The following is a 14,398-nucleotide window of genomic DNA, read 5'->3' as shown; positions in this document are numbered from 1 at the left end:
ATTACTTTATTACTTTCATCTGAAGTTCCCACTTTTGTCATCCTGAAAGGACCTTGTGGGCGAACTGCAATCAGTTGGCTATGTACAGGAAGTCCATCTTCGGATTCATAGTCTTTATCAAATTTTCCTTCGCTTCCCGCCCCATCAGTTTTATCTCCTTCTCGCGTTCAATGGCATGCTCTACATTTGAATGCCTCTCATAATACAGTAATTTGTAACCATAGTATTTGCCAGCAAAAGTTTCAGGCTTTCCTCTGTTCTCTTTATGTTGCTGTAAACGTGATTCCAAATCGGTGTTCACACCTGTGTATAAAACAGTTTTACTTGGGTTACTTGTGATATAGACAAAGTAATTGTGCAGTTTCATGGCTTTTGCCTATCTAGTTTGCCCACAAGGTACTTTCAGGATGACAAGAAAGTAGGAGGTAATCACAAACAACTCAGGACTCTGAACTCAGAACTGGCGCGCTTTGCGCGCCTACGTTCCCAATCTCTCCTGAATGCGGGAAATGATTTCTGCCGTGTCACAGCCCTGAAACAGGAATTCATCAAACCCGTGGGCGCGCAGTTCATCCTTCAGGTGCATGGGGTTGTCGGCCAGGATCAGCGCAGGGCCGGGCTGGTGTTGGGACCGCATACCTTTGGCAAACGTCTCGGCAAAGTCATGGAACTGCTTGTCTGGGGCGGCCATGACGATTACCTGCACATCCATCTCTTTGACGGTGGCCAACGCCGCTGATACGGTGTCAAACTTCTCCACCTGCGTGGTAAAGCCAGAGCAGGTGAAGAACTCGCGGGCGAACGAGGCGTGAATGTGCTCCTGCAGCGCATTTCCCATGTGAATCACCAGCGCGTGGGGCCTTCGGTTCTTCTTCCGGTAGTGCAGCTCGGTGGCCAGGCGCATCACTTCATAAGAGTAGGCCGCGCGGGTGTTGTCAAACTGCTTGCTCTGGATGAGCTGTTCCGGGTCAAAGTCATGCTGCTCGTTGGCGTTGGGGTATTTGTTCGTGCCCACCAGCACCTCAGAGCCGTTGGCAATGGCTTTGAATTTCTGGCTGCTGGTTTCTTTGATCAGGTCATGAATATAGCCTGAGTTGGAGGCAGGAATAAAGCCGCCCCGGCCCTCAATGTCCTGAAACAGCGCCCATGCCTTCTCGGCTATCTCTTTGGTCAGGTATTCCAGATAATAGGAACCCGCCGCCGGGTCAATGGCCTGGTCCAGGTACGCTTCCTCCTTCAGAAGGATGGGAATGTTGCGGGCAATGCGCTCACTAAAGGCGTTTTCCTCCCGGAACGTGCTGTCAAACGGCTCTACCTCTACAGAGTCAACCCCGCCTATCACCGCACTCATCATCTCTGTGGTGTGGCGCAGCAGGTTGGTATGCGGGTCTAACGTGGTCTGGTGCCAGCGCGAGGTGGAGGCATGGATGCGCAAAGCCCCGGCTGCCTCGGGCGGAGCCCCATACGCCTCTACCACCTTGGCCCAGAGCAGCCGCACCGCCCTGAACTTGGCTATCTCAAAAAAGTAATTGGTGCCGGCGGCGAGGTGGAACTGCATGTTTTGGAAAATGCGCTCTACGGGCATAATCTCGCAGCTCAACCCGTTGGTGTAGCACACGGCAATGGCCAGCGTGATGGCCACTTCCTGCACCAGCGTGGCCCCCTTGTTGCTGAAATGGGAGCCGTTAATGGTGAGGGCGTAGAAGTTGGGTGCATCCAGGGTCTGTTCCAGCAGGTGCAGCGCATGCTCCATGTCCAGCTGCTTGTAGCTCTCTGAAGACATGATGGGCGAGCACTTCAGGAAACCCCGCAGGCTGTCCAGTGAAATCTTTTTGCGGTGCAGCCCCGTGGTGAGGTGGTGCAGAAAGTTGGCGGCCTCTGTAGAGACGGTGTAGGCAACGGGCACCTTGCTCAGGTCAATCTCCTGAATCAGGTAGTCGCAGTCAAAGTCAAAGCCGTTCAGCATGATGAAATGAATGCCGTCTGCCCCGCGGGTGAGGGCGTCTACGGCTTTGTCTACCGCCTCGCGGCCTTTGCCGGTGGCCCGCACGGGCTGCAGGTTCACCCAGGCATTCCTGTCTTGCTTAGCCGTGCGCAGGTACGGGTATTGGCCGGGGGCGGAAAAAAACGCTGCCTCCCTTGGGAGGTCTTTCTGAGTATAAAAAGGCGCCACGTCAATGCCCTCATAGCTCTGCCAGTGCAGGTCCCGGGGATTGGCGCCTTTTAGGTCTTGCTGTATCTTGGCGGCCCATTGCGCTGCCGTCACCGGCCCGAACTCTGGGAATAATGCCTCAGTAGAGGTAGTGTCAGTCATAGGAAATACCGGCAAATGATTGGGTAAAGATAGCTTTTTGCCGTAACTGTTCTACGGCAGAACCGTGAATTGCGCTGTCTGCCGGGCCAGATTTTCAGAAGTAGGATTATTTTCAGGCCCACAAGCGCGGTGAAGCAGAGATTGATGCCTCCAGTAGCCGGTGAAAAGGGGGCAACCCCTGTTTCTGGCCTCTTTTTCTGAAAACAGGCCGAAAACAGAGAAACCCGTTGCCTGATTCTGCGTCTGTACTCAGCATGGACATTCCTGAAGACAAACTCTACATTGGCACCTCTGGCTGGAGCTACGCCTGGCGCGGCATCTTCTACCCGGAAGACCTCAAGTCTGCCGAGATGCTGCCGTTCTACGCCCAGCACTTCAACTGCACTGAGGTGAACAGCAGCTTCTACCACTTCACCATGGAGAAAACCATTCTCAAATGGCTGGAGGCCACCCCGCCGCACTTCAGGTTCGCCCCCAAGCTGCACCGCTCCATCACCCATGAGAACCGCCTGCAGAACATTGAGGACCCGCTCAGAAAATGGATGGACCGGTTCCTGCTCATGGGCGACCGGCTGGGGCCGGTGCTGGTGCAGTTGCCGGCGTCTTTTCACTACAATGAGCGGGTGGCCAAGCATTTCTTCACCCTCCTCCGTGATCTGTACCCAGAAACGGTCTTCGCGCTGGAAGTACGGCACGCCTCCTGGCACACCCAGGAGGCACTGGAACTGCTGGAGGAGTACCAGATATCGCTGGTGGTGGTGAGCGCCGGCAAAAAATGGCCCGCACTGGCCGCCGCCACTACAGATACGGTTTACCTGCGCCTGCACGGCCATGACGTTGTCTACCGGAGCCCATACCCCGCTGAGGAACTGGAGCGTTTCTCCTATATGGCGCAGGACTGGCTGCTAGACGGCAAAGAGGTGTGGTGCTTCTTCAACAACACCATTGGGGGCAACGCCACCACAGACGCGCAGAAGCTGCAGCAGATGCTGTTGAATTTATAAGGTGTGTTTTTGGGCTGGGGCCGGACCAGCATGTCTGTTTTAGGCCTGTTTTTAGAAAAACAGGCCTAAAACAGCTCTGGACTTACACTGGGGCTACTTGGCACGGTGCCTTTACAGCCTACTCTAGAAATTAGGAGTACACCATCTTCCCCCAAGTCCAGGTTAAATGCATTCCAATAAGTAAGCAACCATTTAAATGGCCCATGCATTTTCTTTTTGTTAGAGGAAAATGAATGGGTTTACCGGGAATGAATGCTTTTTAAGGAGCAGGTGGGCTAATTATCTGAAAGAAGGGGACTATTTAAAGATGTGCTGTGATGATAGCCAAAAGGATAAAGGTTATATTCTTCTTAGAGCATGTTTAATTTGTCATTTGAACTGCAAACGGGTATCAAAAGAACCTGACTTCGCGGTTGACTCGCACCATAGCGGGGCGTATGTTGCTCAAAAAACGCTATAGAAGAACCTTTCGCTCCCCGTTTTCGCTTGCTAAAACAAAATGTAAACAAGCTCTTAGCCAGGAACCTGCCCTTTATCTATTTTCTTTTGCTGAGTTTCCAGTTATAAAGGCTAATTAGGTACTTGCTTTCTCATGGCAAGTGGCTACAAAGGTGGCCGTTTTAAGGGAGGGACAAGGAAAACTACCAAAACCCTTCTATCTCTTCTGGCTTCAGAAGAATACCTGTTTCTCCCACTCTACTTGTACTGGTAAAGGCAGACCACAAAACAGGTTGTACTGCCTGCCTCCCCTCAAAAGTTCTTGAACTTGATTACCGAATATTTGTTTTCAAAAGTTCATTTTCTTAGTGCTCTAAGCGTTGTTGTATGCTTTTGATGATATTATGATTGAGAGGATGTGAATTAAATTTCCTCAATCATTGTGGGTTAAGTGTCTCGCTTATTTAAGATTTATCACCAAATGGTTGTTTTTTTTAAAATATGAATATACTTTACAGCGGAATAAAGTTAGTGCGTTAAGAATTTAACTTTATGTTAAAGTACCTGCTTAATAGAAAATAAGACAGAAGAGGGGATTGAAAGTACAGAAGCCCATTGCTTGAGCTGTGAAGTGAGAACGAACGGCAGAGACGCACGCATGTAAGGCATAGGAGTGCTTATGTTGTCGGCATCTAAACAAATATCACTTGCCCATTTGGGCGCTTTAGAGGATGCAGGCCGTGAATGTTGTATTTAATAAACTAAATCCTATATATAATGAGACACATTTTACGTAATCGGCTATCTCCAGCGGTGATATGGAGTATGCTGTGGCTATTGGCAAGTATGAATGCTGTAGCGGCGCAAACGGCAAAAACACTTACAGTCAAAGGCAGGATAACTGAAGCTGTCAATAGTGCGCCTCTGGTTGGGGTTTCTGTGGTAGAGAAAGGGACTACAAACGGTACGGCAACTGACGTGAACGGGCAGTTCAACCTGACAGTAGCGTCTAACGCTACTCTGGTGGTCAGTTATATTGGGTTTACCACCATAGAAGTGCCTGTTGGGAACAAAGCAGAAGTGGATATTGCCTTGCAGTCAGACCAAAAACTACTAAATGAGGTAGTGGTGGTAGGGTACGGTACACAGCAGAAAAAAGACCTCACCGGTTCTGTGGTAAGCCTTTCTGCCACTGAACTGATTCCCACGCCAGCTGCCAGCTTTGACCAGTTGATGCAGGGCAAAGTGGCTGGTGCCCAGATTACCCAGACCACCGGCGCCCCCGGCGGAAATGTCAATATTGTAATTAGGGGGATCAGTTCCATTACGGGCGGTAACCAACCCTTATACGTTATTGACGGGTATGCCATCGGTTCCGGGGGCGGTGGGTCAGACGTGAGTAGTTTCAATGGGAACTCCTTTTCTTCGAGCGGGATGGCCAACAATACAGCTAGCAAAATAAACCCCCTAAGCAGCATTAACCCCGCAGATATTGAGTCTATAGAGATCTTGAAAGATGCTTCTGCCACTGCCATTTACGGCTCAAGAGGGGCTAACGGGGTGGTTATTATTACTACTAAAAGAGGGAAACAAGGCAAAGCAAGTATCAATCTGGAGGCTTCTGGCGGAATTCAAACCATAGCCAACAAATTAGACGTATTAGATGCCGGCCAGTTTGCTGAGTTTGTAGCAGAAGGACGTGACAATGCCTGGGTGTATGCTGGTGGTAGCGCTTCTGACCCAAACCCTGTGCGGTCAGGTGGTACAAGGGTAAAGCCAGAATTCAGGAATCCGGGAGCGCTTAATGTGCACACAGATTGGCAGGATGTGATCTTCCGGCCGGCCTCCATTCAAAATTACCAACTATCTGCCAGCGGTGGTGCTAACAATTCTACCTATTATGTTGGGGCTGGCTATTTGGACCAGGAGGGGATCATAGAAGGGTCTAACTTCAAGAAGTTCAACCTGCGCAGCAACATAGATGTTGATTTAAATAAACGGGTAAGGTTAGGTGTTTCAGTGGCGGGCTCACATTCTTACGGTGATTTCGCCCGTGCCGAAGGGCACTTAGGGCAGAGGGGGCTAATCTCGGCGGCGCTGGCTAGTTCTCCGGCATTGCCCGTCTATGAAGAGAATGGGGACTACACCTCTGAACTGTTAGACCCGCTGGGTGTACCCGTTGAAAACCCTCTCCTTATTTTAGATGAGTTTAGAGACAAGCGCCAGTCTACTAACGTTTTTACCAACAATTACCTGGAGTTTGAATTGTTGGAAGGACTTACCGCCCGCACCTCTATTGGGATCAATTACATAGTAGACAAAACAAGACTCTGGAAATCTTCTGAGATAGGAGAGTGGGGGAGTAAAACAAGTCCGGCTACTGCGGGCGTCCATAACCGTACCAACCTAAACTGGCTTAATGAGAACACCGTTAGTTTTAAGAGGGTGTTCAATGAGAAGCACAGTATCAATGCTGTAGCGGGTTTCACCGTGCAGAAAGATGCGCTAGAGATGTTTCAGGCAGGGGCAACAGACTTCCCTACTGATTATATACAGTATCTGGCCGGGGGCAATGTGAATGCGGGCACCAACTATGTATCAGAATGGGCAATGCTTTCCTGGCTGGCAAGGGTAAGCTATACTTACAATGACAGATATTTATTTACGGCAACGGTAAGACGAGACGGTAGTTCCCGTTTTGGGGTCAATGAGCGGTGGGGAACCTTTCCGTCTTTCTCTTTGGGTTACAGAGTCTCTGAAGAGCCTTTCATGTCAGACCTGGCTTTTATTGATGACCTAAAGCTCAGGGCCAGCTACGGGGTCTCTGGGAACAACCTGATTGGGAATTACGCGCATATTGGGTTGTTGGGTATTTCTAGATATGTGGCGAACGGGCAACCTGTTTTAGGCGTAGTACCCCAGGGCTTGGCCAACGATGACCTTACCTGGGAGCGTTCGCTTCAAACCAACATAGGGGTAGATCTGGCTCTGTTTAATAATAGAATCACCTTGTCTGTTGATGCCTACCGAAACCATAAAAAAGACCTGTTGCTGAATACGTTGCTGCCAGCGGCCTCGGGCTTTGAGTCTTCTATCCAGAACGTGGGTGAGTTGGAGAACAAAGGCCTGGAGATAGCCCTAGGGGTAGATGTGATCAAAAGCACAGACTTCACCTGGAACACCAGCTTTAATATTAGCATGAACAGAAACGAGGTGTTGGCGCTAAACTCTGCTAATTCCCGTATCCCTAACTCCGCGTACCAGGTAACAGAAGTAGGCCACCCCATCTCTAGCTTTTTCATGCTAAAGGCCATTGGGGTATTCAGGAACCAGGCGGAAGTAGACGCCAGCCCTAAGCAGCACCCTAACGTAAAGCCAGGGGACCTGAAATTTGAAGATGTGAACGGTGACAAGGTCATTACAGACGCTGATAAAACTTTTGTAGGGAGCCCCTGGCCAGACTATACGTTTGGTGTTACTAATAGATTTTCTTATAAAGGATTAACCTTCAGTACAGTGATTGTTGGCTCCCAGGGGAATGAAGTATATTTTCAGGGAGGCGAGATTGTTTTAAATGGTGCTGGTGTACAGAATCAGCTGGCCATGGTGGCAGACCGCTGGAGATCTGAGGATAACCCCGGGAACGGCGTAATACCCAGAGCTATCAGAAGCGACCACGCCAGAGGCATAAGTTCAAACTCCAGATACTTGTTTGATGGTTCTTTTGTGAGAATAAAGAACATTAACCTTTCTTACAACCTTCCCGCCAGTCTGCTAAGGGCGTTACATGTGCCAGGCCTTACGGTATTTGCAGACGTAGCCAATGCCTACACGTTCACTGATTATCCAGGCTATGACCCTGAAGCCAGCTCTACCGGTGATAATATCGCTGCTACGGGCATTGACTATTTCTCTTACCCAGTTTCCAGGGTGTTTACCATGGGTGTTAGAATCTCCCTTCAATAACCAATTATTAAGAGCCATGAAAAAGATAATATGTATTTGCCTGTTTTTGGGCATGGCTACTGCCTGTGACAGCTTTTTGGAGTTGCAGCCGGAGTCTCAGATCAATGAACAGAACTTTTATAAAACCAAGAATGACTTTGAGAAAGCTATGATTGGGGTGTACGGTACCTTTAAGGAAATGTACAACACTAATCTCTTCTATGTAGCAGAGTTGATGTCAGACAACGCAGAGATTTCCATCTCCTCTTCTTCCATTACAGAGGTTGAGTTTGATGAACTGAATGTGACCCCTGCCAACACCATTTTGCAATCCATCTGGAGTACTTCTCTGTACACGGTAGCCCGCTGCAACATCATCATAAACAGGCTGCCTGAGGCAGACATTGACGCCCAAGTAAAAGACCGGCTAATGGGTGAGGCGAAATTCATGCGGGCGTATAGTTATTTCATCCTGGTGCAAACCTTTGGGAACGTACCCATAACCGATGCTGAATTTAGAAGCCCGGACCAGGTGGCGTCTGCAGATTTAAGTTTGAAGCCCAAAGAGGCGGTGTATGCGAAAATCATAGAAGACCTGACCGCGGCAGAAACGCTATTGCCCGCTACCCTTAATCCTAATAAAGGATATGCATCCAGAGGAACCGTAAAAACACTGTTAGGAAAAGTGTACCTGACCCAAAGGCAGTTTCAACTAGCCGAAACAAAACTTTGGGAGGTAATAGAGTCAAACCAGTATTCTTTGGTTACAAATTATACCAGCCTGTTTACCAACGGAAATGAGAATTTGGCAGAATCTATCTTCGAGCTGAAATTTATATCTGGCGCCAACCTGGGTAATAGCTATTCTATCCAGTTTACCCCTGCCACTACAGGTCTGCTAGCCAACGGACAGCAGGGCTCTGGCAGAATAACCCCTACCCTTAGCTTAGTAGAAGCATATGAAGATGGTGACCTTAGAAAGGAAGTCTCTGTAGGCGAATACATTACATCAAATCTTACGGGCGAAAGATTCTATAGCCGGCATGGTCTCAAATTTGTTGATTTCACCGCCGTGAACCCCAGAGATGGCAGCATTAATTTTACGGTGTTACGCTACGCTGATGTTTTATTAATGTACGCTGAGGCGTTGAATGAACAAGGCCAAACAGATGATGCACTTCTGTACCTGAACAGGGTTCGTGCGCGCGCTAGCCTTGACGGTTTAGAAGATCTTACACAGGAAGAAGCCAGAGCTGCCATTCAGCATGAAAGAAGGGTGGAGTTGGCGTATGAAGCACACCGGTGGTTTGATCTGGTGCGAACTGGAAAAGCCAGGGAAGTGATCAATGCCTTCTATCAGGCCAAAGGCTTGAACTTTTCAGTGGCTGACCATGAGTTGATTCTGCCAATTCCCAGAAGGGAGATAGAGATCAATCCTAAGCTAATCCAAAACCCCGGCTACTAGAGGCTAAGAGCATTCTGAAAAGTTGAAATTGTAGTGAAACGTATCAGCCCTAGCGTTTTCTATGGCAGTTATTGAGCCTCATAGCAGCGCTGCAGAGTGATAAAAGCGGGATGGTTGGTTCTGGATACGGCCATTACAGTACAAAGACAAGTTTTAAATATGCTCATAATTGGGAACTTTTAAGTGCCGTGAGCCCTAAATCAGATCCTGTTTCTGCGTCGTTTGCTTGCACACAGCAGAAACAGGATCTGAAGAATTCTGGTTTTTCCTCTGTCAGTGGTGGTTTAGAAGGAAGGCTTTACCACATACAATTGCAATCAAAAGTAGCTAGCCAGGCAAATGGCCGGTAGCCGGTACTTTGCTGGCTAGTTAGTGAAGTGCATGGGGCCAAGCATTCATGTGCGGCATATTCTCCAACTCAAATTACTATTGGCATACTATCAGATGAAAATCAGAAGATCCTATATTCTATCTTGCCTAGCGCTTCAATTTATGGTTTTCGGTCTGGTACAGGCTCAGTCAGCGTCAGTGCCAGCTGGAGGTGCACCAGCCTCTCCCTTGCCTCCACAACTTGGGCGCGACCCTATAGCGGAGGTGCTCAAGGCCATGACCCTTGAAGAGAAATCACTGATGGTGACAGGCGCAAAGCGGCGGGAGGTGGTGCCGGTGGCCACCCTGGGCCGAAAGCAAAAGAACATTACCGCAGTAGGTGGCTATACGTATCCGTTTGTCCGGTTAGGGATACCGGCCATTTATCTTTCAGATGGCCCGGCGGGGTTGCGTATTGCACCCCGGAGAGAGAATGATCCCAATACCTACTACTGCACCGCTTTTCCTGTTGCTACCCTGGTGGCTTCCAGCTGGGATGTACAGCTTGCCGAACAGGTAGGCCGGGGAATGGGGCATGAGGCGCTGGAGTATGGTGTAGATATTCTGCTCGGCCCGGCCTTGAACCTTCACCGTGACCCGCTGGGCGGACGGAGTTTTGAATATTATTCTGAAGACCCGCTGGTTTCAGGCAAAATGGCCGCTGCCGCCGTGCAGGGAATACAGTCACAGGGAGTAGGCGCCTGTCTTAAACACTTCGCGGCCAACAACCAGGAAACCAGCAGGCGCTTTATCAATACCGTTGTAAGTGAGCGTGCTTTGCGGGAGATCTACCTGAAAGGCTTTGAGATAGCGGTGCGCGAGGCAAAGCCTTGGACCGTAATGTCCTCTTATAACAAGATAAACGGGGTGTACACTTCAGAGAGTAAAGAACTGCTGGAGACAATACTGCGGGAGGAGTGGGGCTTTGATGGCTTTGTGTTAAGTGACTGGTACGGGGGCGAAGATGCGGTAAAGCAAATGAAAGCAGGCAATGATTTGCTCATGCCGGGGTTGGCAGTATGGTCCAACAAGATTGACAGTGCTGTCAGGCACAGGAGCTTGGAGGTTAGTTTGGTTGACCAGAACATCAGCAGAATTCTACAGGTAGCCCTTAAGACTCCTACCTTTAAGAATTACCCATATTCAGAAAAACCCAACCTTGTTGCAAATGCCCGGTTAGCACGGGAGGCAGCCGCCCAGTCAATGGTGCTGCTGAAGAATGATAGCAAAGCCCTTCCTTTGTCAGAGACTGACAAAAAAATAGCGGCGTTTGGAAATTACTCTTACAAGTTGATAGTAGGTGGCACGGGCAGTGGCATGGTCAATAACAAATATGGTGTTTCACTGGTGCAGGGTTTGGAGAATGCTGGCTACCAGTTAGACAAAGGGCTGAAAGAGCGGTATCAAGCATACCTGACCAGAGGAAGGCCCCAAAATCTGAAAGCTGACAGCCTCATTACGGCTTTACCTAAGTTGGATAGCATCTTAGGTGAAATGGCCATTGATGAATCCCTGATTCACCTAAAAGCCAAAGAGGCAGATCTGGCCGTAATTACCATCATGCGGGTTTTTGGGGAAGGCGGTGACCGAAAGCTGGCCAACGATTATTATCTAACTGCAGAGGAGAGAAGCTTGTTGAAAACCGTGTCTGACTCGTTTCATGCGCAGGGAAAGAAGGTGGTAGTGATTTTGAACATAGGAGGCGTGATAGAAGTAGCGAGCTGGCGCGGCATGGCAGACGCTATCCTGTTGGCGTGGCAGCCAGGGCAGGAGGGAGGAAATGCACTTGCAGATTTAATCTCCGGAAAAGTCAATCCATCTGGTAAATTGGCCACCACCTTCCCAAAAGATTACCAAGATAGCCCTTCCTCTAAGAATTTTCCGGGTACCCCTGCGGGTGAGCCTAAGCAGGTGGTGTATGAAGAAGGTGTCTATGTGGGGTATAGGTACTTTGATTCTTTCAAGGTTGATCCTGCTTATGAGTTCGGGTATGGTCTGTCATATACAACCTTTGGTTACAAGAACTTGAAACTTGGCTCTGGTACTTTTAAAGATAAAGTTACTGTTACCTTAGAGGTGACAAACACTGGTAACGTGGCGGGGAGAGAGGTAGTGCAAGTATATATAAGTGCTCCTGCCAAGACCATGGAGAAGCCGCTGAAAGAATTAAAAGGCTTTGCTAAAACCAGGCTGCTACAGCCGGGGGAAACCCAATCCTTGATGTTTACCTTAGATGCCCACGCGTTGGCCTCTTTTGATGTAAATACCTCTGCCTGGGTAGCTGACGCAGGACTTTACCAGGTCAAGGTAGGAGCCTCGTCCCAGAACATTAAACAAACCGCCTCCTTCACGCTGCCTAAAAGTATTATTGTCCAGAAAGTAAATAAAGTACTGAGCCCTCACGTACGCATTAAAGAATTCAGTAAGAATTGATTCAGCTGTGCGGTCTTTTTTCTCTTGAAAAGTCTCCCATGGGCATGCCACAACAGAGGTGAATCTCTCGCGTGAGGTCATCATGTTGCCAAGAAATGAGGGTTGCTTGCCCGGTGTAATAAAAGAAATTGACTGCTTTTTTTGGGGAGGAAGCTGCCTGCAGTTCTACTTTCTTTGTTGGGCCAAGTTGAACAGCACCCTGCACCAGCTAGATGCCCAAGCTGCAGGACTTAAAAAAAGGCCAATGAATGGCTCAAGCAGTGCAGATTGGTTTGGTGAAAATGGCTGTGAAGCAGAAATGATAGCAAGGCTTGTATTTGCTTCGGAAGTAACAGGGGAAATCTGAAGACTCCCCGCCCATGAATCTAAGTCGTTTAGGTTCCCAGCAGAATGGTGAATCAACCTTTAACCAGAAGCTATTCTATGTGTGCCTGATCAGGGCGTAGGGCTCTGCACCAATAAGGATTTTCTCTGTTTTTGACCTGTTTTCCTGAAAGTAGGCCAAAAACAGAACTTCAACCATTATAGGTGGGAGCTAGCATTAATTAAATCATAATCAGCGAAGAACAACCCGCTTACCTGAAAATCTCCGCCAGCATGCAACGGGCGCTTCCGCCGCCGTGTAGTTCAATCGTCCTTAAATCGGCCCGTACCATTTTGGTGCGGCTGTTCAGTTCCTCAAACTGGTCTTTGCGCAGGGCTTTGTAGGCCTTCTCAGACATAACCAACACCGGTTCACCCGCTTTGTTGCGCACCTGCAGCATGTTGCCCGCCATTTTCTTCACCTGCGCCAGGCTTAAATCAATGATTTCCTTGCCAGTGTCTACCAAGGCTTCCAGCAACTGGCCCTGCTCCTCCTCGTCAGGGATTGCCTCCAGGCACACCAGCGCGAAGTCTACGCCTATGGTCAGGATGACATTGGTGTGGTAGATGGGCAGGCCGGTGCTGTCAAACGCATGGAATGGAACAGGGCGGTAATCCAGAGCTTCACAGAAAGCGTTGAGGGGTTCCAGGTGGGTACGGGCAGAGAGGCAGGCGTAGGCAATGCGGTGCTTGCGGTCTAAGACCAGGCTGCCGGTCCCTTCCAGAAATTTGCCTTCGGCCTCAAAAGAGGTAAGGTCTATGACTTCCTTGAATGCCAGGCCGTGTGCTTCCTGCAGCTGGGCCAGCAGGTCAGGGTGGCGCTCCAGCCTTCGGGTGGGGGAGAAGAGGGGGTAAAGCACTACTTTCCCGCCTGTGTGGAACGAGATCCAGTTGTTGGGGAACACGGCGTCTGGGGTGGCGGGTGTCTCTAGATCATCCAGCACCACGGCGTCAATGCGGGCGGCCCACAGCTTGAGCAGGAACTGGTTGAACTCGTCCAGTGCCTTCTGCTGCACCTTGGCCTCAGTGCCCGCCGGAACCTCCTGTTGAAAGGCGTTGGTGGCGGCCGTCTCTGGGTTAGACCCAAAGTGGGCGGGGCGCACCAGCAGGACCTGTTGGGCTAACGGATAAGTGGGGTGGGCGGGAAGTTGCGGAAGTTCCATACAAGGTGGCCGGTTTGGTGGCGCCGCAAGATACAGAATTCAACAGGCAGTCGCTAAGAAGAGGCAGCAGGATCTGCCAGAAAGTGCAGGGGTGGCAAATTCCGGAACCCCTGAGGCCTGCAACAGGAAAGCGTTTCTGACCTGTTTTCAGAAAAACAGGCTAAAAACGCTTCTGCTTTTATTAGAAATGTTCCCCAAAGGGTGCTATGCTACCGGCCAGGCTCTGAGGCGGCCGGCGCCGCAAGGGCCGCTGACTGGGGCTTGGCTGCCTTGTTTCTTCTGAAAAGCCGAAAGCAGCGGGTCATCATACGTCTGAAATTCTTGGGGAAGGTGGCGCGGCACCAGCGCTTCAACTCCCGTATCTCCTGGGTTAACAGTAGCCTCAGGCATTTGCGCAGCTCCTTCTCAAACAACTTTACATCAAAACTAACTTTCAGGAGAATGAACTTGCTGTACTGCAGGTAAGAAGTGCTCATAATGTAAAGAACGGTTACAATGGTTGCTCAGGTTGGAAGGAATGGGAATAGAAGAGAATCCTTATCCCCAGAAGGGAAACAGATTAACGGAGGGCGGGGGAAAAGGGCAAGGTTACAGTGGCTACGTCAGGATTCGCCGGAAGAGCAGGTACAGGGAAGGCAGCACGGCACGGGGAGAGGAGAGGGAGGTTCCGCTGGCCGCCCACGCTGTAACCTGCAGGCGAAAAAGAATGGACAGAGAACTGGAAAGGGTAAACCGGTGCAGCAGACGGTGCCACACGTGTCTTGCCCGTGCGCGCCAGTGGCGCGGCGCCGGGCGGGTGGCCCGCACCCAGGACAGGCACCGGGCAAACCCCGGTACCCCAAACCACAGCTGACGGAAGATATGCCAAAGAATCTGTAGCATAGCGGGTGCTGAAAGGGTGACT

Annotated in this window: 10 protein-coding genes; 5 read left to right on the top strand and 5 right to left on the bottom strand. The window is 50.0% G+C overall.

From position 1 onward, the window contains the following. Nucleotides 1-70: 70 nt before the first annotated feature. Together A8O25_RS03345 and A8O25_RS03340 are read right to left on the bottom strand one after the other, a co-directional pair. The gene (locus A8O25_RS03345; RefSeq protein WP_066830853.1) at nucleotides 71-367 is read right to left on the bottom strand and encodes a GIY-YIG nuclease family protein; all 297 of its coding nucleotides are present in this window, start codon (nucleotides 365-367) and stop codon (nucleotides 71-73) included. A gap of 111 nt (nucleotides 368-478) precedes the next feature. Beyond that, entirely contained in the window at nucleotides 479-2,314 is a 1,836-nt protein-coding gene (locus tag A8O25_RS03340; protein ID WP_066830851.1) for a methylmalonyl-CoA mutase family protein, read from the bottom strand. Nucleotides 2,315-2,568: 254 nt separating this feature from the next. On the opposite strand from A8O25_RS03340, the gene A8O25_RS03335 reads away from it, so the two are divergent. The 5 genes from A8O25_RS03335 to A8O25_RS03315 all read left to right on the top strand — a co-directional run bounded on the left by A8O25_RS03335 (nucleotide 2,569) and on the right by A8O25_RS03315 (nucleotide 12,314). Beyond that, nucleotides 2,569-3,318: a DUF72 domain-containing protein gene (locus tag A8O25_RS03335; protein WP_066831037.1), complete on the top strand. Its 750-nt coding sequence runs from the start codon at nucleotides 2,569-2,571 to the stop codon at nucleotides 3,316-3,318. Between the two features lie 1,284 nt (nucleotides 3,319-4,602). Further along, a complete protein-coding gene (locus tag A8O25_RS03330; protein ID WP_241498921.1) occupies nucleotides 4,603-7,722 on the top strand; it encodes a SusC/RagA family TonB-linked outer membrane protein in 3,120 nt (1,039 codons plus the stop codon). A gap of 16 nt (nucleotides 7,723-7,738) precedes the next feature. After that, nucleotides 7,739-9,166 (top strand): RagB/SusD family nutrient uptake outer membrane protein, encoded by a 1,428-nt coding sequence (locus A8O25_RS03325; RefSeq protein WP_066830843.1) that lies wholly within the window; start codon nucleotides 7,739-7,741, stop codon nucleotides 9,164-9,166. A 558-nt stretch (nucleotides 9,167-9,724) separates the two neighbouring features. Beyond that, nucleotides 9,725-11,968 (top strand): glycoside hydrolase family 3 C-terminal domain-containing protein, encoded by a 2,244-nt coding sequence (locus A8O25_RS03320; RefSeq protein WP_241498920.1) that lies wholly within the window; start codon nucleotides 9,725-9,727, stop codon nucleotides 11,966-11,968. A 58-nt stretch (nucleotides 11,969-12,026) separates the two neighbouring features. After that, complete coding sequence (locus tag A8O25_RS03315) at nucleotides 12,027-12,314, top strand: hypothetical protein (RefSeq protein WP_066830841.1); 288 nt, start codon at nucleotides 12,027-12,029, stop codon at nucleotides 12,312-12,314. 229 nt (nucleotides 12,315-12,543) lie between these two features. On the opposite strand, the gene ctlX is transcribed toward A8O25_RS03315, so the two are convergent. The 3 genes from ctlX to A8O25_RS03300 all read right to left on the bottom strand — a co-directional run bounded on the left by ctlX (nucleotide 12,544) and on the right by A8O25_RS03300 (nucleotide 14,376). Then, a complete protein-coding gene (ctlX, locus tag A8O25_RS03310; protein WP_066830839.1) occupies nucleotides 12,544-13,494 on the bottom strand; it encodes a citrulline utilization hydrolase CtlX in 951 nt (316 codons plus the stop codon). Nucleotides 13,495-13,703: 209 nt separating this feature from the next. Beyond that, the gene (locus tag A8O25_RS03305) at nucleotides 13,704-13,970 is read right to left on the bottom strand and encodes a hypothetical protein (protein WP_066830837.1); all 267 of its coding nucleotides are present in this window, start codon (nucleotides 13,968-13,970) and stop codon (nucleotides 13,704-13,706) included. Between the two features lie 121 nt (nucleotides 13,971-14,091). Beyond that, nucleotides 14,092-14,376 (bottom strand): hypothetical protein, encoded by a 285-nt coding sequence (locus A8O25_RS03300; RefSeq protein ID WP_066830835.1) that lies wholly within the window; start codon nucleotides 14,374-14,376, stop codon nucleotides 14,092-14,094. Nucleotides 14,377-14,398: the final 22 nt, after the last annotated feature.

The sequence above is a fragment of the Rufibacter ruber genome (genome assembly GCF_001647275.1).
GTDB classification, from domain to species: Bacteria; Bacteroidota; Bacteroidia; order Cytophagales; family Hymenobacteraceae; genus Nibribacter; species Nibribacter ruber_C.
This window is presented reverse-complemented; position numbering and strand designations above follow the sequence as displayed.